This window comes from Streptomyces sp. NPDC005435, assembly GCF_040703155.1.
Taxonomy (GTDB): domain Bacteria; phylum Actinomycetota; class Actinomycetes; order Streptomycetales; family Streptomycetaceae; genus Streptomyces.
The window spans coordinates 174691-200522 of the sequence record NZ_JBEXEQ010000004.1; the positions used below are offsets into that span (position 1 = coordinate 174691).

21 protein-coding genes are annotated in these 25832 nt (G+C 72.6%); 6 read left to right on the top strand and 15 right to left on the bottom strand.

Features of this window, described 5'->3' with window-relative positions; translation table 11 throughout:
* Positions 1 to 12: 12 nt before the first annotated feature.
* The 4 genes from AB0898_RS07140 to AB0898_RS07155 form a co-directional block, all read right to left on the bottom strand.
* Complete coding sequence (locus tag AB0898_RS07140; protein WP_366801808.1) at positions 13 to 1851, bottom strand: glycoside hydrolase family 3 protein; 1839 nt, start codon at positions 1849 to 1851, stop codon at positions 13 to 15.
* Positions 1852 to 2202: 351 nt separating this feature from the next.
* Complete coding sequence (locus AB0898_RS07145; RefSeq protein WP_366801809.1) at positions 2203 to 3624, bottom strand: S28 family serine protease; 1422 nt, start codon at positions 3622 to 3624, stop codon at positions 2203 to 2205.
* A gap of 86 nt (positions 3625 to 3710) precedes the next feature.
* Complete coding sequence (locus AB0898_RS07150; RefSeq protein WP_366801810.1) at positions 3711 to 4100, bottom strand: hypothetical protein; 390 nt, start codon at positions 4098 to 4100, stop codon at positions 3711 to 3713.
* Positions 4101 to 4288: 188 nt separating this feature from the next.
* Complete coding sequence (locus AB0898_RS07155) at positions 4289 to 8008, bottom strand: ABC transporter ATP-binding protein (protein ID WP_366801811.1); 3720 nt, start codon at positions 8006 to 8008, stop codon at positions 4289 to 4291.
* A gap of 510 nt (positions 8009 to 8518) precedes the next feature.
* On the opposite strand from AB0898_RS07155, the gene AB0898_RS07160 reads away from it, so the two are divergent.
* Positions 8519 to 8803 carry a hypothetical protein gene (locus AB0898_RS07160; RefSeq protein WP_366801812.1) on the top strand — a complete coding sequence of 95 codons (285 nt, stop codon included), beginning with the start codon at positions 8519 to 8521 and terminating at the stop codon, positions 8801 to 8803.
* Here AB0898_RS07160 and AB0898_RS07165 read toward each other — a convergent pair.
* The 3 genes from AB0898_RS07165 to AB0898_RS07175 all read right to left on the bottom strand — a co-directional run bounded on the left by AB0898_RS07165 (position 8793) and on the right by AB0898_RS07175 (position 11410).
* A complete protein-coding gene (locus tag AB0898_RS07165) occupies positions 8793 to 9839 on the bottom strand; it encodes an esterase-like activity of phytase family protein (protein ID WP_366801813.1) in 1047 nt (348 codons plus the stop codon). The two genes, AB0898_RS07160 and AB0898_RS07165, sit on opposite strands and share 11 nt — an antisense overlap.
* An 84-nt stretch (positions 9840 to 9923) precedes the next feature.
* Positions 9924 to 10493 carry a DUF7003 family protein gene (locus AB0898_RS07170; RefSeq protein WP_366801814.1) on the bottom strand — a complete coding sequence of 190 codons (570 nt, stop codon included), beginning with the start codon at positions 10491 to 10493 and terminating at the stop codon, positions 9924 to 9926.
* A 56-nt stretch (positions 10494 to 10549) separates the two neighbouring features.
* Positions 10550 to 11410, bottom strand: a complete 861-nt coding sequence (locus AB0898_RS07175; protein WP_366801927.1) for a serine hydrolase — start codon at positions 11408 to 11410, stop codon at positions 10550 to 10552.
* A 160-nt stretch (positions 11411 to 11570) separates the two neighbouring features.
* On the opposite strand from AB0898_RS07175, the gene AB0898_RS07180 reads away from it, so the two are divergent.
* Positions 11571 to 12131, top strand: a complete 561-nt coding sequence (locus tag AB0898_RS07180; RefSeq protein WP_366801815.1) for a TlpA disulfide reductase family protein — start codon at positions 11571 to 11573, stop codon at positions 12129 to 12131.
* On the opposite strand, the gene AB0898_RS07185 is transcribed toward AB0898_RS07180, so the two are convergent.
* The gene (locus AB0898_RS07185; RefSeq protein ID WP_366801816.1) at positions 12094 to 13002 is read right to left on the bottom strand and encodes a helix-turn-helix transcriptional regulator; all 909 of its coding nucleotides are present in this window, start codon (positions 13000 to 13002) and stop codon (positions 12094 to 12096) included. The two genes, AB0898_RS07180 and AB0898_RS07185, sit on opposite strands and share 38 nt — an antisense overlap.
* Before the next feature lie 187 nt (positions 13003 to 13189).
* Between AB0898_RS07185 and AB0898_RS07190 the strand changes: the two genes are divergently transcribed.
* The gene (locus AB0898_RS07190; protein ID WP_366801817.1) at positions 13190 to 14605 is read left to right on the top strand and encodes an MFS transporter; all 1416 of its coding nucleotides are present in this window, start codon (positions 13190 to 13192) and stop codon (positions 14603 to 14605) included.
* Positions 14606 to 14624: 19 nt separating this feature from the next.
* Here the strand turns inward: AB0898_RS07190 and AB0898_RS07195 are convergent, their stop codons facing one another.
* A complete protein-coding gene (locus AB0898_RS07195; RefSeq protein WP_366801818.1) occupies positions 14625 to 14846 on the bottom strand; it encodes a hypothetical protein in 222 nt (73 codons plus the stop codon).
* Positions 14847 to 14947: 101 nt separating this feature from the next.
* Between AB0898_RS07195 and AB0898_RS07200 the strand changes: the two genes are divergently transcribed.
* On the top strand, positions 14948 to 15646 hold the full coding sequence (locus tag AB0898_RS07200; RefSeq protein ID WP_366801819.1) for an alpha/beta hydrolase: 699 nt from the start codon (positions 14948 to 14950) through the stop codon (positions 15644 to 15646).
* Between the two features lie 6 nt (positions 15647 to 15652).
* On the opposite strand, the gene AB0898_RS07205 is transcribed toward AB0898_RS07200, so the two are convergent.
* From AB0898_RS07205 to AB0898_RS07215, 3 genes are read right to left on the bottom strand one after another with little or no spacing between them, the layout of a single operon-like run.
* Positions 15653 to 17338 carry a thiamine pyrophosphate-binding protein gene (locus tag AB0898_RS07205; RefSeq protein ID WP_366801820.1) on the bottom strand — a complete coding sequence of 562 codons (1686 nt, stop codon included), beginning with the start codon at positions 17336 to 17338 and terminating at the stop codon, positions 15653 to 15655.
* A gap of 5 nt (positions 17339 to 17343) precedes the next feature.
* The gene (speB, locus tag AB0898_RS07210) at positions 17344 to 18315 is read right to left on the bottom strand and encodes an agmatinase (protein WP_366801821.1); all 972 of its coding nucleotides are present in this window, start codon (positions 18313 to 18315) and stop codon (positions 17344 to 17346) included.
* Between the two features lie 56 nt (positions 18316 to 18371).
* Entirely contained in the window at positions 18372 to 19832 is a 1461-nt protein-coding gene (locus AB0898_RS07215; RefSeq protein ID WP_366801822.1) for a sodium:solute symporter, read from the bottom strand.
* 191 nt (positions 19833 to 20023) lie between these two features.
* Here AB0898_RS07215 and AB0898_RS07220 point away from each other — a divergent pair, with 191 nt between their 5' ends.
* Both AB0898_RS07220 and AB0898_RS07225 read left to right on the top strand, forming a co-directional pair.
* Positions 20024 to 22042 carry a PucR family transcriptional regulator ligand-binding domain-containing protein gene (locus AB0898_RS07220; protein ID WP_366801823.1) on the top strand — a complete coding sequence of 673 codons (2019 nt, stop codon included), beginning with the start codon at positions 20024 to 20026 and terminating at the stop codon, positions 22040 to 22042.
* Between the two features lie 82 nt (positions 22043 to 22124).
* Positions 22125 to 22910, top strand: coding sequence for a phosphatase (locus AB0898_RS07225; RefSeq protein ID WP_366801824.1), 786 nt, complete (start codon positions 22125 to 22127; stop codon positions 22908 to 22910).
* 65 nt (positions 22911 to 22975) lie between these two features.
* On the opposite strand, the gene AB0898_RS07230 is transcribed toward AB0898_RS07225, so the two are convergent.
* From AB0898_RS07230 to AB0898_RS07240, 3 genes are all read right to left on the bottom strand, one after another.
* Positions 22976 to 23398, bottom strand: coding sequence for a hypothetical protein (locus tag AB0898_RS07230; RefSeq protein WP_366801825.1), 423 nt, complete (start codon positions 23396 to 23398; stop codon positions 22976 to 22978).
* A 348-nt stretch (positions 23399 to 23746) separates the two neighbouring features.
* Positions 23747 to 24613, bottom strand: coding sequence for an acyl-CoA thioesterase II (tesB, locus tag AB0898_RS07235; RefSeq protein WP_366801826.1), 867 nt, complete (start codon positions 24611 to 24613; stop codon positions 23747 to 23749).
* A gap of 36 nt (positions 24614 to 24649) precedes the next feature.
* The gene (locus AB0898_RS07240; RefSeq protein WP_361106857.1) at positions 24650 to 25807 is read right to left on the bottom strand and encodes an acyl-CoA dehydrogenase family protein; all 1158 of its coding nucleotides are present in this window, start codon (positions 25805 to 25807) and stop codon (positions 24650 to 24652) included.
* Positions 25808 to 25832 lie beyond the last annotated feature (25 nt).

The following is a 25832-nucleotide window of genomic DNA, read 5'->3' on the forward strand; positions in this document are numbered from 1 at the left end:
CGTGACGTATGTCTAGTACGTCAGCCCGTGCCCGAGCGGGTACAGCACCTGCGCCGGGTCGTCCGCCCGCTGTACCGGCACCGGGAGCTTGCCGCGCGGGGCGACCTTGCCCGCGACGACCCGGGCGGCGGCGCGCACCTCGACGTCGGTCCAGCCGTACGACGTCAGGTACGCCTTGACGGCGGGCAGCTGGGCCACGTCGTAGGGGTTGCGGACGGCCACGGCGACCACCGGGCGCTTGGTGGCGAGCAGCTTCTCGACCAGGGTGCGCTGGGGGTCGGTGGCGGTGAGGTTGTACGTCAGGACGACCACCGCGTCCGCCTTCCCGGCCGCCGTCACCGCCTTGGCCACGGTCGCGGAGGAGGGGGCGGTGCCGGTGGCGAGGACGGTGGTGGTGAAGCCGAGTTCCTTCAGGGCGGCGGCCATGACGCCGGTGGGCGGCCCGTCGGTGCCGGACGGGGAGGCCGGGTCGGCGCCGACGACCAGGACGCGCGGGGTGCGGCGGCGGTCGAGCGGGAGCACCTTGCCCTCGTTGACCAGCAGGGTGGTGGTGCGCTCGGCGATGCGGTCGGCCGTCGCCCGGTGGGACGCGGTGCCGACGGCCGAGGTCACCCGGGCGTGAGTGGTGTAGGCGTGGTCGAAGAGGCCGAGGCGGGCCTTCATCCGCAGGATGCGCAGCACGGATGCGTCGAGGCGGGCCTCGGTCAGCTCGCCCCCGCGCACCGCGTCCCGTACGGCGTGCCAGGCCACGTCGATGGAGGGCGGGTTGAGGAGCTGGTCCACGCCGGCCTTCAGGGCGAGCACCGGCACCCGGTCGTCGCCGTACTTGGTGCGCACGCCCTCCATGCCGAGGGAGTCGGTGATGACCACGCCGTCGTAGCCGAGGTCGCCGCGCAGGATGCCGGTGACGATCGGGTGGGAGAGGGTGGCCGGGTCGCCGGAGGGGTCCAGGGCCGGGAACTGGATGTGCGCGGTCATGATCGAGTCGATGTGCGCGGAGATGGCGGCCCGGAAGGGCACCGCGTCCAGCTTCTCCCACTGCTCGCGGGTGTGGGTGATGACCGGGAAGCCGGTGTGGCTGTCGGTCGCGGTGTCGCCGTGGCCGGGGAAGTGCTTGGCGGTCGCCGCGACGCGGGCCGTCTGATAGCCCTTCACCTCGGCGGAGACCATGAGCCCCGCGAGGGCCGGGTCGGCGCCGAAGGAGCGCACCCCGATGACGGGGTTGGCCGGGTTGATGTTCACGTCCGCGTCGGGCGAGTAGTCCTGGTTGACGCCCATCGCGCGCAGCTCGGCGCCGGAGATACGGCCGAGGGCGAGGGCGTCGTGGTAGGACCGTCCGGCGGCGACGGCCATGGCGCCCGGGAAGAGCGTGGCGGGCTTGCCCACCCGGCACACCGCGCCGTGCTCCTGGTCGGTGGCGATGAGCACGGGCAGCCCGCGCTTGAGGCCGAGGGACGCCTTCTGGATGCCGTTGGACAGGTCCGCGATCTGCTTCGGGTCGCGGGTGTTGTGGGCCCAGGTGAAGTAGATGATGCCGCCGACGCGGTACGTGGAGATCAGCTCGGCGGCGGTGGAGACGCCCAGCTCCTGGCGGTTGGCGTCGATGTCCGCCTGGTCGGGCTTGGTGGCGGAGTGGCCGTAGACCCGCATCACGAAGAGCTGGCCGACCTTCTCCTCCAGCGTCATGCCGGCGATCAGCGCGCGGAGCGTCTTGTCGTCCGGCGTGGCGGCGGCGTGGGCGGCCGGGGCGGGCGCGGCGAGCGTCGCGGTGAGGGCGGCGGTGGCGGCGAGGACGGCGCGTCTGGACGGCCGTGCGGTGTTTCCCGTGCTTGCCGTGCGGGTGTCGGGCACGTGCGCCCCTTCCGAAGGTGAGTCACTGAAGGAAACTTCCGAGGAATCACCAATATCCGGGAAGTTTCTTTCCGTCAAGGGACCGCACAGGGAGGGTCGCCGCGGTGGACGGGGCGGGGGAAAAGGGCCGGGAAAAGGGGCCGGGGAAGGGGCCGCCACCGGCGCATGGGAGGGGGGGCGCGCCGGTGGCGGGGACGCCGGTCGCGGTGCGGCTTGGGAGGGTGATGTCGGTTCCTGGTCTGCGGACCCGGCCGACACCGCACCACGGACTCGTCCGGCGTTCCCCCCTTGGACGGACGAGGGCGCCGGCCGGTTCCCTCCCGGCCGGCGCCCTGTGGAACGTTTTTCCGGCTACGGGCGCAGCGCGGGCTCGCGCTCCACGTCGCGTACGTCGAGCCGCGCGTCGAAGCGGGCCAGCGGCTTCGCGGCCGCCGGGTCGTCCTGGACCGCCGTGGTGGCGACCCCGGCCCAGTCGAGGATCCGGGCGGTGGCCAGGGCGCGCTGGTCGGCGACCAGTCCGGCCACGTTGGCGCCGTGGTTCATGCCGGGCGCGGTGAACACGTAGGAGTCACGGGCGCCCGCGCCGGGACGGAAGCGCTCGGCGCCCCACGGGTCGTTCTGGCCGTAGACGAACAGCATGTGACGGGCGTGGTGGCGGACCCAGGTGTCCACGTCCCGCATGGCGCCGGGCTGGAAGCGCATCGGGATGGAGCGCGGCACGAAGTTGCGCGGCGGCTGGTAGCCGTAACGGATCAGCCGGCGCTCGATGTGCGGGAAGTGGATGGTGGGCGAGCCGAGCTGGGTGCCCGCCTGGTAGTAGTACGGGGTGTACTGCTCCAGGCCCTGGTCGGTGTAGGCGGAGAAGCCGGAGATCGTGTCCACCGAGTCCCAGATGGCGTCGTCGCTCGCGTGCGCCGCGTCGGCCGGGATGCCGTCGCAGTCGGGGCCGTTGTACTGCCAGAAGCCCCAGACGTAGTCGAGGACGACGGCCTCGTAGGCCTTGTCCAGGGAGCCGACGGTGGTGAAGGTGTAGCCGCCGTCGGCCGCGAACCGCGCGTACCGCTTCTCCAGCGCCTCGCGGCGCACCAGGGCCTCGCGCTGGACGGCGTTCAGCCGGTCGCGGCACTCCTTGGTGCCGACGTGCTCGAAGAAGCGGTCGTAGGCCGAATCCTCGTTGTTCACCACGTCGTTGGGGGCGACGTAGGCGACCACGCCGGCCATGTCGCGCGGGTAGAAGCGCTCGTAGTAGGTGGCCGTCATGCCGCCCTTGGAGCCGCCGGTGGCAAGCCAGTTGGCGGAGTAGACGCTCTTCAGGGCCTGGTACACGCGGTGTTGGTCGCTCGCCGCCTGCCAGATGTCGAGCTTGGACCAGTCGGCCGGGGCCGGGCGGGAGGGGGTGAAGTAGCGGTATTCCAGCGAGACTTGGTTGCCGTCCACGATCTGGGTGGGTTCGCGGCGCGACGGGGTGGTGGAGACGTTGTAGCCGCCGGTGTAGAAGACGGTCGGGCGGCTGGTGTCCTTGTGCAGCACGGTGATGCGCTGCTGGAAGGTGCCGCGGGCCGGGTGGCGGTGGTCCACGGGCTGGGTGAAGTCGAGGACGAAGAAGCGGTAGCCGGGGTAGGGCTTCTCCTCGATCAGGCTCATGCCGGGTATGGCGAGCAGCCGGTCCTTGATGTCGGCGGGTGCGGCGGTGGCCGCCCCCGCGGTGCCCGCCGCGCTCAGCGTGCCGAGCAGCACGGTGAGCGCGAGCAGCCATCTGAGGGCCTTGCGCATTGGACTCTCCCCTGTGAGACACATGTGCGCCGGAAGTTATCCGAGCAACTGCTGTGACACCAGAGGGTGTTGAGCGTGTCAGCCGGTCAGCACAGAATCCAGCCGGAGCCGACCGAGCCGTCGCCCACCGAGCCGCGCACCCGGACGCAGCGGTGTCCGGCGTGCACGGTGACCGGGCCCGCGTGATGGCGGTAACGGCCCTTGTCGGTCACCGGCCGGTTGCCGCGCGCCTGGAGGCTGACCGACATCGCGCGCGGGGCGCCGGGGACCTTGGCGACGGTGACCGCGCAGACGTAGCCCTCGCGCTTGTAGAGCCGGACGACGCCGGTGCGGAACGGCAGGGCGCGCACCTCGCGTCCGGGGCAGTCGCCGCGCGGGGCGGCTCCCGCGCCGGGCGCGGCGAGGAGGAGCACCCCGAGGGCCGTCAGCACGGCCACGCCCACCGCCGACAGCCGGCGTATCGCATCACGGCCCACTCCCGTGCCTCCCCCGCGTCCCGGACATACGCCGTCGATGTACGTACTGGTGTACGGACGCGCGGGATGTACCGGATGGTTGCACGACCGTCAGCGAAACGCGCGGGGCGCGGGCGCCCCGGCGCGCGTTCCACCCCGCGCGCCTCCCGCCGTCCCGCGTCCGCCGGGCGCCCGGTTCAGCCCGGCGCTCAGCCCGTCACGCCCACCGGCTCCTCCGGCTCCGCCTCCCCCACGAACGTCCGCCACAGCCGGGCGTACCGGCCGTCCAGGGCCAGGAGTTCGTCGTGGGTGCCGTCCTCCGCGACCCGGCCGTGGTCCATGACCACCACGCGGTCGGCACGGGCGGCCGTGGTCAGCCGGTGGGCCACCACCAGGGTCGTACGGCGGCCCGCGAGGCGGTCGGTGGCCTGGTTGACCTGGGCCTCGGTGGCCAGGTCCAGGGCGGCCGTCGCCTCGTCGAGCAGCAGGATGTCGGGGTCGACCAGCTCGGCGCGGGCGAGCGCGATCAGCTGGCGCTGGCCGGCCGAGAGGTTGCGGCCGCGCTCGGCGACCTCGTGCAGATAGCCGCCGTCGAGCGTGGCGATCATCTCGTGCGCGCCGACCGCCCGCGCCGCCGCCTCCACCTCGGCGTCGGTGGCGTCGGGACGGCCGTAGGCGATGGCGTCGCGGACCGTGCCCGGGAAGAGGTACGCCTCCTGCGGCACGACCCCGAGCCGGTGCCGGTACGAGGTGAGGTCCAGGGCGCGCAGATCGGTGCCGTCGACGGTGACCCGGCCCGAGGTCGGGTCGTAGAACCGCGCGACCAGCTTGACCAGCGTGGACTTGCCCGCGCCGGTCTCGCCGACGAAGGCGACCGTCTGCCCGGCCGGGACGGTCAGGGCGACGCCGGTCAGCGCCTCCTCCTCGTCGCCGTACGCGAAGGACACGTCCTCGAAGGCGATGTCGCCGCGCAGCGAGAGGACCTCCAGGGGCTCGGTGGCCGAACCGGTGGAGGCGGGCTCGCGCAGGAGCTCCTGGATACGGCCGAGGGAGACGGTGGCCTGCTGGTAGCCGTCGAAGACCTGGGAGAGCTGCTGGACGGGGGCGAAGAACAGGTCGATGTAGAGCAGATAGGCGACCAGCGCGCCCGTGGTCAGCGTGGCCGCCTCCACCCGCCCGGCGCCCGCGATGAGCACGGCGGCGGCCGCGACCGAGGACAGCAGCTGGACGAACGGGAAGTAGACGGAGATCAGCCACTGGCCCCGGATGCGGGCCTGGCGGTAGCTGTCGCTGCGCGCGGCGAACCGGCGCCCGCCGTCGCCCTCGCGCCGGAACGCCTGCACGATCCGCAGCCCGGCCACCGACTCCTGGAGATCGGCGTTGACGACCGAGACCCGCTCACGCGCCAGCTCGTACGCCTTCACACTCGCCCGGCGGAAGAAGAAGGTGGCCACGATCAGCGGGGGCAGCGTGGCGAAGACGACCAGCGCGAGCCGGAGGTCGAGCACCAGCAGGGTGCCCATGATCCCGAAGAAGGTGACGACGGAGACGAACGCGGTGACCAGACCCGTCTGGAGGAACGTGGACAGCGCGTCCACGTCGGTGGTCATCCGGGTCATGATGCGGCCGGTCAGCTCGCGCTCGTAGTAGTCGAGGCCGAGCCGCTGCAGCTGGGTGAAGATCTTCAGGCGGAGCGCGTAGAGCACCCGTTCGCCGGTACGGCCGGTCATCCGGGTCTCGCCGTACTGCGCGACCCACTGCACCAGCACCGTGAACAGGCCGAGCAGGGAGGCCGCCCAGACCGCGCCGAGGGCCGCGCGGGTGACGCCCTGGTCGATGCCGTGCCGGATCAGGATCGGGAGCAGCAGGCCCGCGCCCGCGTCGACCGCGACGAGCAGCAGGCTGATCAGCAGGGGGCGCCCGAAGCCGTGCAGCAGACGGCGCAGCCCGTAGGAGTCCTCGGGGCGGACCGCGCGCGCCTCGTCCACGCCGGGGGTGTCGGTGGCCGGAGGGAGCGCCTCGACCTTGGCGAGGAGTTCCGGGGTGGCGGGGGTACCGGCGAGCGCGCGGTCGCGGGGTGCGCGGTCGCCGGTCCACAGCCTCGGGGTGAGACCGCGCTCGGCGTCGAACTCGGCGTCCAGCTCCTCGCGGACGGTGGTGTCCTCGCGCGGCTCGGCCGGGCGGGCGTGGCCCGGGGAGACGCCGCCCAGCTCGTCGGGGTCGGTGAGCAGCCTGCGGTAGAGCGGGGAGCGCTTCTGCAGTTCGGCGTCGGTGCCGATGTCCGCGAGGCGGCCGTCCGCCAGGACCGCGATGCGGTCGGCGAGGTTCAGGGTGGAGCGGCGGTGGGCGATGAGCAGGGTCGTACGGCCCCCCATCACCTGTTTCAGCGCCTCGTGGATCTCGTGCTCCACCCGGGCGTCCACGGCGCTGGTCGCGTCGTCCAGGACCAGCAGGCGGGGGTCGGTGAGCAGAGCGCGGGCGAGCGCGACGCGCTGGCGCTGGCCCCCGGAGAGGGTGAGGCCGTGCTCGCCGACCTTGGTGTCGTAGCGCTCGGGCAGCTCGCTGATGAACCCGTGCGCCTGGGCGGCGCGCGCGGCGGCCTCGATCTCCTCCTGGGTGGCGTCGGGGCGGCCGTAGGCGATGTTCTCACGGACGGAGGTGGAGAACAGGAAGGAGTCCTCCGGAACCAGGCCGATCGCGGCGCGCAGCGAGTCGAGCGTCAGCTCGCGCACGTCGTGGCCGCCGACCAGGACGGCGCCGTGGCTCACGTCGTAGAAGCGGGGCAGCAGCAGGGAGAGCGTGGACTTGCCGGACCCGGAGGTGCCGACGACGGCCAGGGTCTCGCCCGGCCGGATCTCGAAGCTGAGCCCCTTGAGGACGGGCCTCTCGGCGTCGTAGCCGAAGGAGACGTCGTCGAACTCGACGGAGGCGGGGGCGTCGGCCGGGAGGTTCTTGGTGCCGTCCTTCAGGGTCGGCTCGGTGTCGATCAGTTCGAGGACGCGCTCGGTGCCCGCGCGGGCCTGCTGGCCGACGGTGAGCACCACGGCGAGCATCCGCACCGGGCCGACCAGCTGGGCCAGGTAGGTGGAGAAGGCGACGAACGTGCCGAGCGTGATGTGGCCGCCCACCGCGAGCCAGCCGCCGAGGGCGAGCATGGCGACCTGGCCGAGGGCGGGTACGGCCTGGAGGGCGGGGGTGTACTTGCTGTTCAGCCGGATCGTCCGCAGCCGCGCCGCGAACAGCCTGCGGCCGACCTCGCGCAGCTTCCCGGTCTCCTGCTCCTCCTGCCCGAACCCCTTCACCACGCGGACGCCGCTGACCGCGCCGTCCACCACTCCGGCGACGGCGGCGGCCTGCGCCTGCGCGTACCAGGTGGCGGGGTGCAGCCTGCTGCGGCTGCGCCGGGCGATCCAGCCGAGCGCGGGGCCGACCGCGAGCGCGACGAGGGTGAGCGGCAGCGACAGCCAGGCCATGATCCCGAGCGAGATCAGGAACAGCAGGACGTTCCCGACGGTCATCGGGAGCATGAACAGCAGGCCCTGGATCAGCTGGAGGTCGCTGGTCGCTCTTCCGACGACCTGCCCGGTGGACAGCTCGTCCTGCCGGCGGCCGTCGAGCCGGGTGATCGTGCGGTACATCTCGGTCCGCAGATCGTGCTGGACGTCCAGGGCGACCCGGCCGCCGTAGTAGCGGCGGACATAGGTGAGCGCGTACACCAGCAGCGCGGCACCGATCAGGGCGCCGGCCCAGGGGGCCATCGAGCGGGTGTGGCCGCCGATCACGTCGTCGATGATCACCTTCGTGATCAGCGGGACGACCGCCATCACGGCCATTCCGGCGAGCGAGGAGCCGAGGGCGAGGACGACGTCCTTCGGATACCGCCAGGCGTATCCCGCCAGTCGCCGTGCCCATCCCCGTTGCGGTCCCACGCGGGTGTCCTCCGTCTGTCGCCTGATCTTCCGTGAGGCACAAACGCGGGGTGGAAGGGGGGTATTCCGGACGGGGTGCCGTCCGGCGGTTGGACAGGGGAGTGGGGCGGGGCTGAGGGTGTCGTCCGCCGGGATGAGGGTGCGGCCCGGCGGGCGCGGGACCCGGCAGGGCGGCGCCGATCGGCGGGTGCGTGGCCCGACACGGGCGTGCCGTCCGCTGGGGGCGGGCTCGGTGTGGCGGTGTCGTCCGCCGGCAGGGCGGTGCCGCCCGGCGGGTACGGGGCCCGGCACGGGATTGTCGTCCGCCGGCATCGAGGCGCCGCCGCCCGGCGGGGGGCGGCCCGGCAGGGGCGCGGCCCGGCAGGGGCGCGGCCCGGCAGGGGCGCGGCCCGGCAGGGGCGCGGCCCGGCAGGGGGCCTCCGATGGGGGCATCCGGTGGGCGGAGCATCCGTATCTGTGCTGGAATGCGTCGCGGTGCAGGAATCCCGCGGAACCGCCGGAGGCGCACGTATGGAGCAGGGAAACATCGGTACGCCGGACGCCGCCGATCTGGACGCCGCCGCCCGGCGGCACAGCGCCGCCGAGGGCTGGGCGCTGCCGGACGGCAGTTATCCGGTCCGCCCGGCGGACCTGCACGGCGCGGAGGATCTGCGCCGCGCGATCCACGCGGTGGGCCGGGGCCGCCGCGACCCGCACGACACGATCCGCCGCCACATCATGGACCGGGCCCGCGCGCTCGGGCTGTCCTCGGAGATCCCGGACGACTGGAACCCGGACGGGAGCCTCAGCAAGTAGCGGCCGTCCGCACCCGGAGGTAGTAGAAGCGGGTCGTCTGCGCCGGGTTCTGGTTGTCGTCACTCACCAGGAGCACCTTCAGCCGGCCCCTTCCGTCCCGTCCGGTGACCGTCATGCCCTCGATGTTGTCGAGCAGCGGATTGGGCTGGGGCTGGCGGGCGGTCGCGCCGAGTGTGGGGCAGTCGGCGATGTCGGCGAGCGGGGTCTTGCGCAGGAGGCGTACGCCGGGCTGTCCGGTGAGGTGCTCGACGCGTGAGGTGTCCGTGGCGTGGCGCGGGTCGGCGAGGTAGAGCCGGACGGTGTTGCCGACGCCCGCCGTGAACCCGCGCTCCAGGACGAGGAGGCGGCCGTCGGGGGTGGCCTGCACCTCGGGCACGCCCAGTTCCGGGCTGTCCGTCCGGTACGCGTACTGCGCGCCGAGCCGGAACCCTCCGTGCCCCCGCGTCCACGTCTGGAAGCGGACGGTGCCGGGGTCGTCCCCGGCGAGCGCGTACTCCATCGACGCGAGCAGGGTGCGGCCGCCGGGCAGCAGGGTCAGGCCCTCGAAGGTCTGGTTGGCGGTGGCGCGGCCGGCGGGGGCGACGTTCAGCTCGGCGGGTACGGGCAGCCGCTCCAGGATCTTCCCCGCGCGCGAGTACCGCCGTACGGACGGCTCGGTCTCGGACGTGACCAGCCGGGTGCCGTCCCGGTCCACGACCAGCCCCTCGGAGTCCAGCTCCTTGCCGCTCTCGTCGGCCAGCGGCAGCGCCTCGGCCGGCCGCAGCGTCTTCGCGTCCAGCCGGAACAGCGTGGACCGGTCCGCGAGCGCGGCGAGCGACCCGTCGCGGTCCACGGCGAGGGCGGAGAGGTTGCCGACGTACGTGCCGTCGTACGTGGTCTTGTCGAGCGCGTCGGAGAAGCGGTCGAGGGTGACGGCGGGGGAACAGGCATGATTCTGCGGCGAGTTGGCCACGGCTGTTCCAGGGGCCGCCGCGAGACAGAACGCGGCGGCGAGGGTGGCGGAGAGGACGGGGCGGGTTCTCTTGCGCGGGGTCATGGGGGTCACGGTAGGGGTCGGGGCGGCGGGCCCCAAAGTCGTTTGGTCGTACGGCCGTTGAACGCCAGGTGCCGCTGCCCGCCGTCACAGCGTTCCGGCGCGCGGCCAGAACGACCAGTGGGTGTTCGGGGGTGCGGTGGGCCGGTAGCGGCCGGGGTCGCCGGTGGCGAGGACTTCGGCGAGCTGGCGGAAGGTCTCGTGATCGCTGGGGAGGGTGTCACCGAGGTCGGTGGGGTGGGTCCACTCGTCCAGCCGGAGGACGAGGGGGAGGCCGGCGGGGAGCCGGGCGCGGAGTTCGCGGTCGTCGGCGAGGTAGCGATGGCGGGCCGTGGACACGCGTGCGCGCAGTGCGTCGATGAGCGGCGGGCCGGCGGCCGGCTCGGCGAGGGGCAGGTCCCGGTCGAGGAAGTCGTCGTTGCCGAAGCCGGGTTCGCCGGTGGTGAGGCGGTCGCCGAAGACGTGGAGGACGTCGGTGAGCCGGCGGGCTCGGGGGACGTAGCCGAGCAGTTCCACGACCATGGCCCAGCCGCCCGGGCCGTGGAACAGGGACATGCGGGCGTCGACCGGCTGGTAGTAGCCGTTGTCGAGGTCGGGGAAGAGGGCGTCGTCGGCGCAGCGGTCGAACTGGGCGAGGATCGCGGCCGTGGTGAGCACGGGGGAACAGTACGGGCCCGGCCCCCCGGGGCGGGGGGCCGGGCCCGGGTGGGGTGTCAGCCCTGCGGCGGGGTGGCCACGAAGGCCTCGCGCGGGGTGCTGGTCGGGACGTAGACGGCCGACTTGGACGCGGTCGGGACCAGGTCCTTGTGGATGGCCTTGGCGACGTTCTGGATGGTGGTGACGCCGTAGCTCATCGTGCTGTTGTCCTGCGTCAGCACGGTGATCATGTAGTCGTGGCCGCCACCGTCGAAGGTGCCGAGGCTGTGGACGCGCCAGCCGTGGGTCGCGCGCTGGAGCCAGCCGTTCTTGACGTGCACGGCGACCGAGGAGGGGGCGCCGGCCGGGGTGCCCCAGCGCTGGGAGGAGACAACCTGGCCCATGAGCTTGAGGATGTACGCCCGCGAACTGTCGCTCAGCACGCTGTTCTTGGCGGTGACCAGCTTGAGCAGCTTCTGCTCGTCGGTGACGTTGATCTGGGTCAGTCCCCAGTAACCGTTCGCCCCCGGCGTCGTCTTGGTCATCCCGGCGGCCGCCAGAAAGCCCTTGACCTTGGTCACGCCGAGCTGCTTCCACAGCTTGCTGGTGGCGGTGTTGTCCGACTGCGTGATCATCGCCTTGGCGAGCGAGGACTCGGTGCTGGTGAGATACCGGTTGTGCTTCTTGGCGTCCCAGAGCAGCGTGGCGAGCACGGTGACCTTGACGGTGCTGGCCGAGTCGTACGCGCTGGTCGCCCGCAGCGTGCAGGTGGTCCCCGTCGAGCGGTCGTACACACCGAGCGCCACGGAGCTCTTCCGGTTCGCGAGCGCCGCCGTGATGTCCTTCTTCAGCTTGTCCGCGAGCCCCGCCTTGTTCGACGTACAGCTGACGGCCGAGGCCGCGGACGCCGGCGTGGCGGCCACGGCCGGCATGAGCATGCCGACACCGAGCGCGGCGACGACCGCTGCGGTACGACGTGGAGTCCGGGTTTTCATGCATCGGTTGACTCACGGAAGTGGGCGAAAGTTGCACGGGAGTGTTCGGAAGTTGACGACTTCCTTCGCCGGGCGGTCCACCGGCTTGCCATACTCACGGCCCATGACCATCAAACGGGCGGCCTGGGCGGCCGTCTGCGCGGCAGCCCTCCTCTCCGGCTGCGCCGGCCCCCACTCCGCCGCCGATGACGCGACGGTGAAGGACGGCGTCAGCAGTTGGCCCGCGGCCCACCGCCGGGCGATGCCCGTGCTCCGGGGCGACGGAGCCGACGGCCGGCCGGTGCGCCTGGACGCCTTCAAGGGGAAGGTCGTGGTGCTGAACGCGTGGGCATCCTGGTGCGGGCCCTGCCGCGCCGAGGCACCCGGACTCGCCCGGATCCAGAAAGCCCTGGGCAAGCGGGGTCTTCAGATCGTCGGCCTGGACGGCGGGGACGAGGCGGCCGGCGCCCGCGCCTTCATCCGCGGGCACCGTCTGAACTACCCGACCCTCATCGACAAGGGCGGCAAACAGGCACTGCGCGTCCCCCGCGGCACGGTCAGCCAAGTCGGCCTCCCGTACACGGTGTTCCTCGACCGCCAGGGCCGCATAGCCGCGTCCGTCTCCGGCAGCGTCACGGAAGAACAGGTCAGGGATGTCGTGACGCCACTGCTTGCGGACCGGTAGCGGCTCCGCCCGTCCGGCGCTCCGGGAGCGCGTCCCCAAGGAGAACGGTGAGGGCGACCGCCGTGTCCGAGTGCGGCTTCGCCGTGTAGGTGATCAGACGGTGGCCTGACGGGGACGGCAGCGTCAGGGTCTCGAAGTCCAGGTCCAGGTCGCCCGCCACGGGGTGACGCAGGTGTTTCACGCCCGAGGTGCACGTGCGGACCGGGTGGCGGTTCCAGTGGGTCGTGAAGTCGTCGGAGTGGATGGTGAGGTGGCCGACGAGGTCGGTGAGGCCGGGGTCGTCGGGGTGGCGGGCGGTCTGCTGACGGAGGGAGGCCACCGCCAGCACCGCTTCCTCGGGCCAATCGCGGTACAGGGCGCGGTAGTCGGGGTCCAGGAAGAGCATGCGGGTCAGGTTGGGGCGGCCGGCCCGGGCGGCGGGGGCCTCGAAGGGCAGGTGGGGCGCCAGGAGGGCGTGGCCAACGGTGTTCCAGGCCAGGATGTCGTTACGGCGGTCCAGCGCCAGGGCCGGCACCTCCCGCATCGACGCGAGGAGTTGGCGTACCGACGCGCTCGCCTGTTCCGGGCGGGCGGGGGTCGTACTACGGGACCGTACGGGACGCGCCAGCGCCTTCAGGTGGGCCGTCTCGTCCTCGGTGAGGCGCAGGGTGCGGGCGATCGCGTTCAGGACGGAGTCGGAGGCGCCGGCCGCGCGGCCCTGTTCCAGGCGGGTGTAGTGGGTGACGCTGACGCCGGAGAGCATGGCCAGTTCCTCCCGGCGCAGGCCGGTCACCCGGCGGCGGTTCGGGAGCGGGGTGAGGCCCACCTCCTCCGGACGCAGGGCGGCACGGCGGGACTTGAGGAAGTCGCCCAGGTCGGACGGGGCGTCCATCGCTGCCTCCACGGTTCGGGGTTTCCATGATGGCCGCCGGCGGCCCGGACGGCGCCCGCCGAGGGTGGTCACGTCATGACCACCCTCCCGGTGAATGCCCGGAACGGGGTTCTGGCTGCCCCCTTCCCCGCCGACAAGCCTGGCTTCGCCGAGCCGGCCCAGTCGACCCGTCGAAGGGAACCCCGCCATGCCGATCACCGAGACCCGCCCCACGGCCACCACCCTCACCCCCCGCCTCCGTCTCGTCCTCGTCCTCCTCCTCGCCGCTCAGTTCATGCTCGCCGTGGACTTCTCGATCCTGAACGTCGCGCTCCCGGTGATCGGACAGGGCCTCGGCTTCCCGCTCGGCCAACTCCAGTGGATCGGGACCGCGTTCGCGCTCTGCGCGGCAGGCTTCACCCTGCTCTTCGGCCGCGTGGCCGACCTCTTCGGACGACGGAGGCTGTTCCTCGGCGGCCTCGCCGTACTCGCCGTCGCCTCCCTCGCGGGCGGTCTCGCCACCAGCCCCGGGGTACTGCTCGCGGCCCGCGTGCTGCAAGGGCTGGCCACCGCCGCCGTCACCCCGGCGGGGCTGTCGCTGCTGACGACCTCGTTCCCGGAGGGCCCGCTGCGGGAGAAGGCGCTCGGGCTCAACGGCGCCTTGATGTCGGCGGGGTTCACCACCGGGGCGGTCCTCGGCGGGGTCCTCACCGACCTGCTGTCCTGGCGGTGGGCGTTCTTCGTCAACGTGCCCGTCGCCCTCGCGGTGCTGCTGGTCGCCCCGGCGGTCATCGGGGAGTCGCGGGACAGCGGCGAGCGCCCCCGGCTGGACCTCCCGGGCGCCCTCACCGTCACCCTCGGTCTGCTGGCGGTCGTCCTGGGCCTCACCCTGGCCGGCGAGCGCGGCTGGGGTTCGCCGTACGCACTGGGCGCCCTGGGAACGGGAGTCGCCCTCCTGCTCGTCTTCGGCGCGGTGGAACGCCGGGTGGCCGAACCCCTCGTACCGCTGGGCATCCTCCGCCGGCGCACCGTCGCCTGGGGAAACCTGGCCGGCCTCGTCGCGTTCCTCACCGAGACCTCCCTCGTCTTCCTGCTGACCCTGTACCTCCAGCGGGTGCTGGGCTTCTCCCCGCTGGCGGCCGGGCTGTCCTTCGGGGTGCTGGGGGCCGGTACGGTCACGGGCGGCGCCCTCGCGCCGAGGGTCATCGGGCGGATCGGCAGCCGGCGGACGCTGATCGCCGGCGGAGTCGTCCAGGCGGTGTTCACGGCCGCGCTGCTCGGCCTCGGCACGACTCAGGCGTCCCTGTGGCCGCTGCTCGCCGCCACCTTCGCGGGCGGTGTCGGCAACATGCTCGTCATCGTCGGCTTCATGGTGACCGCCACGTCGGGTCTGGCCGACGGCGAACAGGGCCTGGCGACCGGGCTCGCGACCATGACTCAGCAGATCGGCATCACCATGGGCACCCCGGTGATGAGCGCGATCGCCACCGGCGCGATGCCCGGCACCGGCCCACACGCCGTCCTGACCGGCCTGAAGCCGGCGATCGCGGTGAACGCGGCCGTCGTCCTCCTGGGCGTGCTCGGCAGCGCGGTGTTCCTCCGGGGCGACTCCGGGCGCCCCTAGGCCGTGTTCCGCCGGCCGCTCAGCCGTCCTCCGGCAGATGGAAATAAACCGTCCCCGACCGCCAGGGGCCGTGTTCGGTCATCTCCCAGGAGAGCACGACGTCCTGGACTTCGACGGGGCCGAACTCCTCTATGGAGTCGGCCAGTCGGCGCAGGAGGGCCGGCATGCTGTCGCAGCCCGGTCCCGCGGGGTTGGACTGGGAGAAGTGGCGGACGGTGCAGGACTGCGGGGTGCTGGTCATGGGCTTGATCGTAGGACTCGCCCGGCGGCCGGCCGAAGTCGGTTTCCGGGGCCCGCCGTAATTCCCCGGCGGCCTCCGGGATCCCCCGTTACGGTGCCCCCATGACGAACTTCGTACTGGTCGCGGGCGCGCGCCTCGGCTCCTGGGCGTGGGACGACGTCGTACCGCGGCTGCGGGCGGCCGGGCACGGGGTGCACCCGTTGACGCTCTCCGGCCTCGCCGACCGGCAGGGCACGGCGGCCGGGCAGCGGACCCATGTCCAGGACATCGTCGACGAGGTCGAACGGCACGGTCTGCGCGATGTCGTCCTGGTGGGGCACAGCTACGCCGGTATCCCGGTCGGGCAGGCCGCGGAGCGGATCGGGGAGCGGCTGGCGCACACCGTGTTCGTCGACTCCAGCGTTCCGGCCGACGGCAAGTCGTTCGCCTCTCAATGGCCGGACGGCGGGGCGGCCCTGGAGAAGTCCCTCGCCGGGAACAACGGCTTCTGGCCGCTCGCCCCCGCCTCCCACTTCGACGGACACGGCCTCACCGAGGAGCAGGTCGCGCGGATCGTGGACAACGCCACGCCTCACCCGGGCCGCACGCTGACCGAGCCCGCCGTGCTCACCCGGCCGCTCGGCGAACTGAGGGCGACGTACGTCCTGTGCGAACTCGCCGGGGACGAACTGGACGACGAGGTTGCCGAGTTGGTGGCCGGCGGACACTGGCGCCTCGTCCGGATGGACACCGGGCACTGGCCGATGTTCTCCCGGCCGCGCGAGCTGGCAGAGGTGCTGCTCGACGCGGCCGGGGCGTGACGCCGGTCAGTCCAGATGCGTCGGCGCGAACATCCGCAGCAGCGCCGGGAGGACGACCACCGAGGGGCCCGGAGAGGCCAGCGCCTTCGACAGGTCCGCCTCCAGGGTCTCGGGGGAGGTCAGGACGCCCGGGACGCCGAAGGATTCCGCGAGGGCGACGTAGTCGGGCCGGGTCAGTTCCGTCGCCGTCGCCTGGCCGAAGGCGTCCGTCATGTACTCGCGGAGGATGCCGTAGCCGCCGTCGTCCACGATGAGCCAGGTGACCGGGAGGTCGTACTGGCGGGCCGTGGCCAGTTCCGCGATGGAGTACAGGGCGCCGCCGTCGCCGGAGACGGCGAGGACCGGGCGGGTGGGGTCGGCGGCCGCGGCGCCGAGGGCCGCCGGGAAGCCGTAGCCGAGGCCGCCGGCGCCCTGGGCGGAGTGCATGGTGTTGGACCCGCGGGGGTCGAAGGCGGACCAGGCCCAGTAGGCGAGGATCGTCATGTCCCAGAAGGACGGGGAGCCGGGAGGCAGCGCCTTCCGCACCGACGCCAACACGTCCTGTTCCAGGGTGAGTTCCTGGGAGGAGAGGCGTGCCGCCACCTTCTCCAGGAGCTCCCGCACCCGGTCCGCAGCCGTCGCGTCCGTCCGCGGCGACACCGTCTCAAGCAGCGCCTGGAGCGCGAGGCGGGCGTCCGCGTGGATGCCCAGCGCCGGATGGTTGGACTCCAGCTTGCCGAGGTCCGCCTCGATCTGGATCACCCGGCCGCGCGGCTTGAACGTGTGGTAGTTCGAGGAGAGTTCACCCAGCCCCGAGCCCACCACCAGCAGGACGTCCGCGTCCTCCAGGAGGTCCGTCATGTGCCGGTCCTCCAGCCAGGACTGCAGCGACAGCGGGTGTTCCCAGGGGAAGGCACCCTTCCCGCCGAAGGTCGTCACCACGGGGGCGTCCAGCGCCTCCGCGAGCTGAAGCAGCTTGCCCGAGGCGTCGGAGCGTACGACTCCCCCGCCCGCGATGATCGCGGGACGCCGGGCGCGGGACAGCAAGTCCGCCGCCACCGCCGTGAGTTCGACGCGCGGGACCAGTTCCTCCGGGGTCGCGTCCGGGGCGGTGACCACCGGCAGCGAGGTCTCCGCGAGGAGCACGTCCTGCGGGATCTCCACCCACACCGGGCCGTGCGGGGCCGTCAGCGCGGAGCGCCACGCCTCCGCGATCGCGGACGGGATCTGCGACTGCGTACGGACCGTGTGGACCGACTTGACCACGCCCCGGAACGAGGCGGACTGGTCCGGGAGTTCATGGAGATAGCCGTGCCGGCCGCCGCCGAGCCCCGCCGTCGGGATCTGGCTGCTGATCGCCAGGACGGGCGCCGACGCCGACGCCGCCTCCTGGAGCGCGGCCAGCGAGGTCAGCGCGCCCGGGCCGGTGGAGAGCAGCAGCGGCGCCGCCTCCCCTGTGATCCGGCCGTACGCGTCGGCCGCGAAGCCCGCGTTGTTCTCCACCCGGAGGCCGATGTAGCGCAGGGAGGAGCGGCGCAGGGCGTCGAACATGCCGAGCGCGTGCTGGCCGGGCAGCCCGAAGACGGTCGTCGCGCCGAGCCCGGCCAGGGTCTCCACGACCAGGTCGCCGCCGTTGCGCCCGGGAGGAGGGTTCAGGGCGGCGGAGATCTGCGCCTGCGTCGGGCGGAGCACCAGGTCGTGGTCGTGAGTCACTGCGCTTACGCGTCCTTCCGGGCCGCCGCGATCTGACGGCTCATGATGGTGGTCAGTTCGTACGCGGTGTGGGACGCGGCCACCGAGGTGATCTCGGCGTGGTCGTAGGCCGGGGCGACCTCGACCACGTCCGCCGAGACCAGGTTGCACGAGGCCAGCCCGCGCAGGATCTCCAGCAGCTCGCGGGAGGTCATGCCGCCCGCCTCGGGGGTGCCGGTGCCGGGGGCGTGGGCGGGGTCGAGGCAGTCGATGTCGATGGAGATGTACAGCGGGCGGTCCCCGATGCGCTGGCGCAGCTGGTCGGCGATTTCGTCGGCGCCCCGGCGGTAGACGTCCGCCGAGGTGACGATGCCGAAGCCCATCTTCTCGTCGTCCGTGAGGTCCTGCTTGCCGTACAGCGGGCCGCGCGTGCCCACGTGCGAGAGCGCGGAGGTGTCGAGGATGCCCTCCTCCACCGCGCGGCGGAACGGCGTGCCGTGGGTGTACTCGGCGCCGAAGTAGGTGTCCCAGGTGTCGAGGTGCGCGTCGAAGTGGAGCAGCGCGACCGGGCCGTGCTTCTTGGCGACACTGCGCAGCAGCGGCAGCGCGATGGTGTGGTCGCCGCCCAGGGTCATCAGACGGGCGCCGGTGCCGAGCAGGTCGTCGGCGGCGGCCTCGATCGTGTCGACGGCCTCGTTGATGTTGAACGGGTTCACCGCGATGTCGCCGCCGTCCGCGACCTGCGCGAGGGCGAAGGGGGAGGCGTCCTGCGCGGGGTTGTACGGGCGCAGCAGCCGGGACGCCTCGCGGATGGCGTTGCCGCCGAAGCGGGCGCCCGGCCGGTACGAGACGCCGGAGTCGAACGGCACGCCGACCACGGCGACGTCGGCGCGGCCGACCTCGTCCAGGCGGGGCAGCCGGGCGAAGGTCGCGGGACCCGCGTAGCGCGGGACGCGGGAGGAGTCGACGGGCCCGCGGGGCGTCTCGGAGCTGCTCATCGTGAAATGCCTTCTTCCTTGCGCTTCGTCGCGCATGTACTGCTTTCCGTACGACTCTACTGGTGAGCCGGGACCGGTTCGGACGCGAGTTCGGGGGACTTTCCGGCGAGGCGGTCGCGCCAGACGGCGAGGACGCGTTCGTCGGTGGGCTTGGTGGCCAGGGAGACGACGACGTAGGCGGCGAGGGAGGCGAGCAGGCCGTAGTAGACGGGCTCGTTGGCCAGGATGCCGTAGGCCGCCATCAGGCCGATCACCGCGAGGCCGCCGGCGATCACGGAGGCCAGCGCGCCCTGCACGGTGCCGCGCTTCCACAGCAGACCGCCGAGGATGGGCACGAGCAGACCGCCGACGAGCAGGTTGTACGCGACGGTCAGCGCCTCGACCACGTTGTTCAGGGCGATGGCGGTGCCGATCACCGCGAGCCCCATGATCAGGATGAAGACGCGGTTGCCCCTGACCTCGTCGTGCTCCTCGCCGCCGGGGCGGACCAGGCCGCGCAGCCGGGACCAGATGTCGTTGTTCGCGACGGTCGCGCAGGCGATCAGCGCGCCGGAGGAGGTGGACATCACGGCGGCGAGGGCGGCGGCCAGCACCAGACCCCGTACGCCGACGGGGAGTTCGTCCTTGACGATGGTCGCGAAGGCGTCGTCCGGGTTGGCGAGCTTCGGGTAGAGGACCTTGGCGGCGGTGCCGATGACCGAGCCCGCGACGGCGTAGGCCAGACAGTAGGTGCCGGCCACCGTGCCGCCCCACTTGGCGGTGCGGTCGTCGCGGGCGGTGAACACGCGCTGCCAGATGTCCTGGCCGATCAGCATGCCGAAGGTGTAGATCAGCACATAGGTGAAGATCGTCTCGCCGCCGATGCCCAGCGGGTCGAAGTACGTGGTGGGGAGCTTGGCCTTCATCTCCGCGAAGCCGCCCGCCTTGACCACGGCGATGGGCAGCAGCAGGAGCAGGACGCCGATGGTCTTCACCACGAACTGCACCATGTCGGTGAGCGTGATCGACCACATGCCGCCGAGGGTGGAGTACGCGACGACGATCGAGCCGCCGAGGACGATCGCGAGGGTGCGGTTCATGTCGAACAGCACGTCGAAGATCGTGGCGTAGGCGATGGTGGAGGTCACCGCGAGCATGAGGGTGTACGCCCACATGACCACGCCGGAGATGACTCCGGCCCGGCCGCCGTAGCGCAGGTCCAGCATCTCGGAGACGGTGTAGACCTTCAGGCGGGCGATGCGGGCCGAGAAGAACACCGAGAGGGCCAGCAGGCCGAGGCCGATGGTGAAGACCATCCAGGCGCCGGAGAGGCCGTAGCGGTAGCCGAGGCCGACACCGCCGATGGTGGACGCGCCGCCGAGGACGATCGCGGCCATGGTGCCGGAGTACATGACGGGCCCCAGGCGGCGGCCGGCCACCAGGAACTCGCTCTTCGACCTGGCCCGGCGCATTCCCCACCAGCCCATGGCCAGCATTCCGACGAGATAGACGACGATCACTGTGTAGTCGACGGCCATGGGCGGGGCCCTCCTTCGCGCGGTCCGGTGGCGTGTCGTGCGGTTTCGTGGGGGTGCGACGGCAGCTTTTCGCGGGGACATCCGCCCGTACCCGCGGCTGCCGTTCCGCCTCGACATTAGGTGGCCGGAAAGCGACAGCGAAGTGTACGTTTCATCCACTTGAACGGGGCGGGACGGAGGAATCGCACATCATGACGGACCCGATCGCGCCGGCCGTGCCGCCGACCGTGCCGCCGACCCCGCCCGTACCGCTCTCCGCCCTGCTCGCGCGCGAGGACCTGGGGCTGCGGCAGATCGCGGGCCCCGAGGACCCGGACACGGTGATCCACTGGGCGCACACCTCGGAGATGGCGGACCCGTACCCCTATCTCCTGGGCGGCGAGCTGCTGCTGACGGCAGGGGTTCACGTGCCGGAAGCGGCCGGCTCCGGGGCGTACTTCGACGACTACGTCTCCCGGATCGTCGCGGCGGGCGGCGCCGCCCTCGGCTTCGGGCTCGCCCCGGTGCACGACACGGTGCCGCGCGCGCTGGTCGCGGCGTGCGAGGCGTACGGCCTGCCCCTCCTGGAGGTGCCCCCGCGTACGACGTTCTCCGGTATCGCCCGCGCCGTCTGGCAGCTGATGGCCCAGGCCCGCCTGGCCGAACTCCGCCGCGTCACGGAGGCCCAGCAGAGCCTGGCCGCCGCCGCGTCCCGCCCCGACCCGGTCCCCGCCGTCCTCCGCCAGCTCGCCCAGCGCCTCGCGGGCCACGCGGTGCTCTACGGCCCGGACGGCACGGCGATCGCCGCCGCGGGCCGCCTCCCGGCGACCCCGGGGGCCCGGGAGGCGCTGGCCCGGCTGGCGTCGGTGGTACGTCCGCTGCCGGCGCCGGGGGTACGTCCGCCGGGGACGTCGCCGGGGGTACGTGCGCCGGCGGCTCCGGAGACGCCGCCAGGGGTACGTCCGCTGCCGGGCCCGAAGACGCCGACGGGAGGACGTCCGCCGGAGGCCCCGGCAACGCCGGAGGGTGACGGCGCGGAGCGCCCGGCCACCGGTACGGCTCGCGGGGGCACCCACGCGGCGGAGTCCACGGGCGGGGAGACCCGCGCGGAGCGGTCCACGGGCGGAGAGACCACTGCGGAGGGGTCCACGGGCACACCCGGAGCGGTGTCGGGCCACGCGCCCGGGACCGAGGCCGACCGCACACCCGGAGCCGAGACCGGACTGCTGCCCAGAGCCGATGCAGGCCCCGGCCCCGGGACGCGCCCCGGCCCCGCACCCGGAGCCGACAAGGCCCCCGTCGTCCCCGGCCCCCCACCCGGAGCCGACGCCGCCCCCAGGCCCGGAGCCACGCCCCGGACCGCCCCCGGCGCCCAGCCGGGCGCCACCCCCACCCGCGAGACCCACCACCGCCCCACCCCCACCTCCGCCACCGACACCCACCAAGGCGCCCATCTCTCCGCCTACGCCCTCGGCAGCAACGGCGGGTTCGTGCTCGGTGTCGCGGCAGCGCGGCGCACCGCAGGCGATCACACCATCGCGTCCGTCGCGGCCGTGCTGCTGTCGCTGCTGAGCGGGGAGCACCAGAGCGGGGCCGGGGCGGACCGGTCCTCGGCGCTGGTGCGGCTGCTGCTGGGGGCCGGGCCCGAGGAGGTCGTGCCGTTGCTGGGGCCGGGGCGGGAGCCATGGGTCGTCGTGCACGCGCGGCCGGAGCAGCGGACACCGGACGCGGTGGCGGCCGCCGCGCTCGGGGCGGCGCTGGGCTCACCGCTGACGGACCTCACCGGCGAGGTCGTACGGGTACTGGTGCCCGGCGGGCGGGAGCCGGAGCCGCAGCCCGGCTGGACGCTCGGGGTGAGCGCGCCCGCGCACCCGGCCGACTGGCCGGCCGCCGACGCGCAGGCGGCCCGCGCGCTGGCCCGCGCCCGGGCGAACCGCACCGCGCTGGTGCGGCACGGCGCCCGGCCGGCCCTCGCGGACCTGGTCCCCCCGGCGGACGCCGAGGCACACGCCCGCGCCCTGCTCGCCCCGCTCGCCGCCGGACCCGCGCTCGCCGAGACACTGCGCGCCTGGCTCTCGCTGCACGGCAGTTGGGACCGTACGGCGGTCGCGCTCGGCGTCCACCGCAACACCGTGCGCCAGCGGATCGCCCGCTGCGCGGCCCTGCTCGGGGCCGATATGGACGATCCGGACGTACGGATGGAGCTGTGGTTCGCGCTGCGCCGGGGCTGAACCCCGTCAGGTGATCAACTCACCCCGCGGGCTCGGCCGATGCCGGAGACGGCACCCGGCCGCCTGCCCCACAATGGGGGGCATGCCGATACCCGGGACACCCAGCCGCGCCGAGCTGGTCGAGCATCTGGTGAGAACACGTATCGCGGGCGACGTCGCCACACCCCGCGAGAACAACCTCTCCCACTACCGCAGGCTCGCCAACGGAGACCGTCACTTCTGGCTCGGTCTGGAGCTGGGCGACCGCTGGTCCGACGAGCAGGACGTGCTCGCGGTGATGGCCGAACGCGTCGGTGTGAACGACGACCCCGGGCACCGCTACGGCCAGGACACCATCGACCCCGAGCTGACCGTGGACGCGCTGGACCGCATGGCGGCCCGGCTGCGCAAGGCGGCCGAGGGCGGGCAGCGGGTGCTGTTCGCGACCGGTCACCCGGGCGGCCTGCTCGACGTGCACCGCGCCACGGCCGCCGCGCTGCGTGCCGCCGGCTGCGAGATCACCGTCATCCCCGACGGGCTGACGACGGAGGAGGGGTACGTCATGCAGTTCGCGGACGTGGCCGTCCTGGAGCACGGCGCGACCCTCTGGCACACCCACTCCGGGGAGCCGATGCGCGCCATTCTCACCGGACTTGAGCGCGCCGGGCGCCCGCTGCCCGATCTCGTGGTGGCCGATCACGGCTGGGCCGGTTACGCCGCGCAGCACGGCGTGGACGCGGTGGGCTACGCCGACTGCAACGACCCGGCGCTCTTCCTCGCCGAGTCCGAGGGCACCCTCCAGGTCGCGGTGCCGCTCGACGACCATGTGGTGAGCCCTCGCTTCTACGACCCGATGACGGCGTATCTGCTGGCAGAAGCGGGGCTGTAACGCGCCGAGCGCGATGCACGGCCCCGTCCAGGGCCGCACATCGCGCTCAGATCGCGGTGAATGAGTCAGCGTCCGTGGCCGCCGCCGTGACCGCCGCCATGGCCGCCGCCGTGACCGCCATGGCCGCCGCCATGACCGTAACCGCCATGACCGCCGTGGCCGTAGCCGCCGTGGCCATAGCCGTCGTGCCCGTAGCCGCCGTGACCGTAACCGTTGTGGCCGTGGCCGTAACCCCAGCCCCAGTCGTTGTTGTTCCACCAGTTGCCGTGGTGGTGACGGCCCCAGTTGTTGCCCCAGTTGTTGTCGTTCCAGCCGTTGTTCCAGCCGTTGTGGTTCCTGCCGCCCCAGTCGTTGCTGTAGGAGCCGCGGTCGTTGTTGTGGGACGGGGCTGCAGAGGCGGTGCCCGCGGTGCCTATCGCGGCTCCTCCGGCCAGCAGCAGGCCGGTGGCGGACATCGCGACGAGGCGCCTCGTGCGCTGTGATCGCATGGGAATACCTTCCATCTCCATCGTCTCTCGCGTGTCCCCAGGCTGGGGGCGAGGTGGATGGCCGTCGCCGCGAAGAGAGAAGACGCGGCGCGGTCTTCAGATGTCACCGCAATGTCTGAGCGGCACGATGTGGAGCCGCCGACGCCTGTCAGTCATCCGTACGCTGTGCGTCACCGGGTGCTGCGGCTGAGATCCGGGCGTCCGGAAGCTCGTCGGCCGGGCAAACCGTGCGTTGCGGCTTTCACTGATAGAGCCTAGTACCCCATGCGCCACTCGTCACTTCGAGCAACCATGTATCTGACAGCACCGTCAAGTCCCCTTTGTCGCAAGGTTGTTGACGGTGCCGTTTCAGCGCGGTACGCGGACGACGCCCTCCTGGACGACCGAGATCGCGAGCTGTCCCTCGCGGGTGAAGATACGGGCCTGGCCGAGGCCCCGGCCGCCGTGCGCGGACGGTGACTCCTGGTCGTAGAGCAGCCACTCGTCGGCGCGGAAGGGGCGGTGGAACCACATCGCGTGGTCGAGGGAGGCCCCGACCACGTCGCCGACGGCCCACCCTCCGCGCCCGTGCGCGAGCAGCACGGAGTCGAGCAGGGTCATGTCGGAGACGTAGGTCGCGAGGACGACGTGCAGCAGCGGGTCGTCGTCCAGCTTGCCGTTGGTGCGGAACCAGACCTGGCTGTGCGGCTCGCGCGGGGTGCCGAACTCGCCGTACGGCGGCTCGTCCACGTACCGCAGGTCGATCGCCTCGCGCGCCTCCAGGAAGCGCTCCACCACCTCGGGGTCGAGATGGGCGTAGCCGCGCAGCCGCCCCTGGGAGGTGGGCAGCGTGGCCGGGTCGGGCGCCGGCGGCATCGGGGCCTGGTGGTCGAGACCCTCCTCGTACGTCTGGAAGGACGCCGAGAGATGGAAGATCGGCTTGCCGTGCTGGACGGCGACCACGCGGCGGGTGGTGAAGGAGCGGCCGTCGCGGATGCGGTCGACGCTGTAGACGATCGGCGCTCCGGGGTCGCCCATGCGCAGGAAGTACGCGTGCAGGGAGTGCGCGTGACGGTCGGCGGGCACGGTGCGGCCCGCCGCGACGAGCGCCTGCGCGGCGACCTGCCCGCCGAAGACCCGGGGGACGACGGCGGAGCGGGAGCGCCCGCGGAAGATGTCCTCCTCGATCCGCTCCAGGTCGAGCAGATCGAGGAGGTTCTGAAGTGCCTGGCTCATGACGTGTAGTTGTATCGGCCAGTCATTGCGGGGGCCTTACAGGCCCATGTCCTTCGCGATGATCGTCTTCATGATCTCGCTGGTGCCGCCGTAGATCCGGTTGACGCGATTGTCCGCGTACAGGCGGGCGATCGGGTACTCGTTCATGTAGCCGTAGCCGCCGTGCAGCTGGAGGCAGCGGTCGATCACGCGGTGGGCAACCTCGGTGCAGAACAGCTTGGCGGAGGCGGCCTCGGCGGGGGTCAGCTCACCGGCGTCCAGCGCCTCGGTGGCGCGGTCGGCGACGGCCTCGGCGGCGTCGACCTCGGCCTGGCAGGCGGCCAGCTCGAACTTGGTGTTCTGGAAGTGGGCGACCGGCTTGCCGAAGACCGTGCGGTCCTGCACGTACTGCTTGGCGAAGCGGACGGCGGCCTTCGCCTGGGCGTAGGCGCCGAAGGCGATGCCCCAGCGCTCGGAGGCGAGGTTGTGGCCGAGGTAGGAGAAGCCCTTGTTCTCCTCGCCGAGCAGGTCCTCGACGGGGACCTTGACGTCCACGAAGGCGAGTTCGGCGGTGTCGGAGGTCTTCAGGCCGAGCTTGTCGAGCTTGCGGCCGACCGAGTAGCCCTCGGACTTGGTGTCCACGGCGAAGAGGGAGATGCCGAACCGGCGGTCGTCCTCCTTCGGGGCGGAGGTACGGGCGCAGACGATGACCTTGTCGGCGTGCACACCGCCGGTGATGAAGGTCTTGGCGCCGTTGAGGACGTAGTGCGTGCCGTCCTCGGAGAGCTTGGCGGTGGTCTTCATGCCCGCGAGGTCGGAGCCGGTGCCGGGCTCCGTCATCGCGATGGCCCACATCTCCTCGCCGGTGACGAACTTCGGCAGGAACCGCTTCTTCTGCTCGTCCGTGGCCAGCATCCTGATGTACGGCAGGGCGAGCAGCACATGCACGCCGGAGCCGCCGAACTGGACGCCCGCGCGGGCGGTCTCCTCGTAGAGGACGGCCTCGAACTTGTGGCTGTCCATGCCCGCGCCGCCGAACTCCTCGGGCACGTTGATGCCGAAGATGCCCAGCTCACCGAGCTTGTAGTAGAAGTCGCGGGGGGCCTGGCCGGCCGCGAACCACTCGTCGTAGACGGGCACGACCTCGGCCTCGATGAAGGCCCGAAGGGTCTCCCGGAACGCCTCGTGATCCTCGTTGAACACCGTACGGCGCACGCCGCCACCTCCACGTACCTCGGCA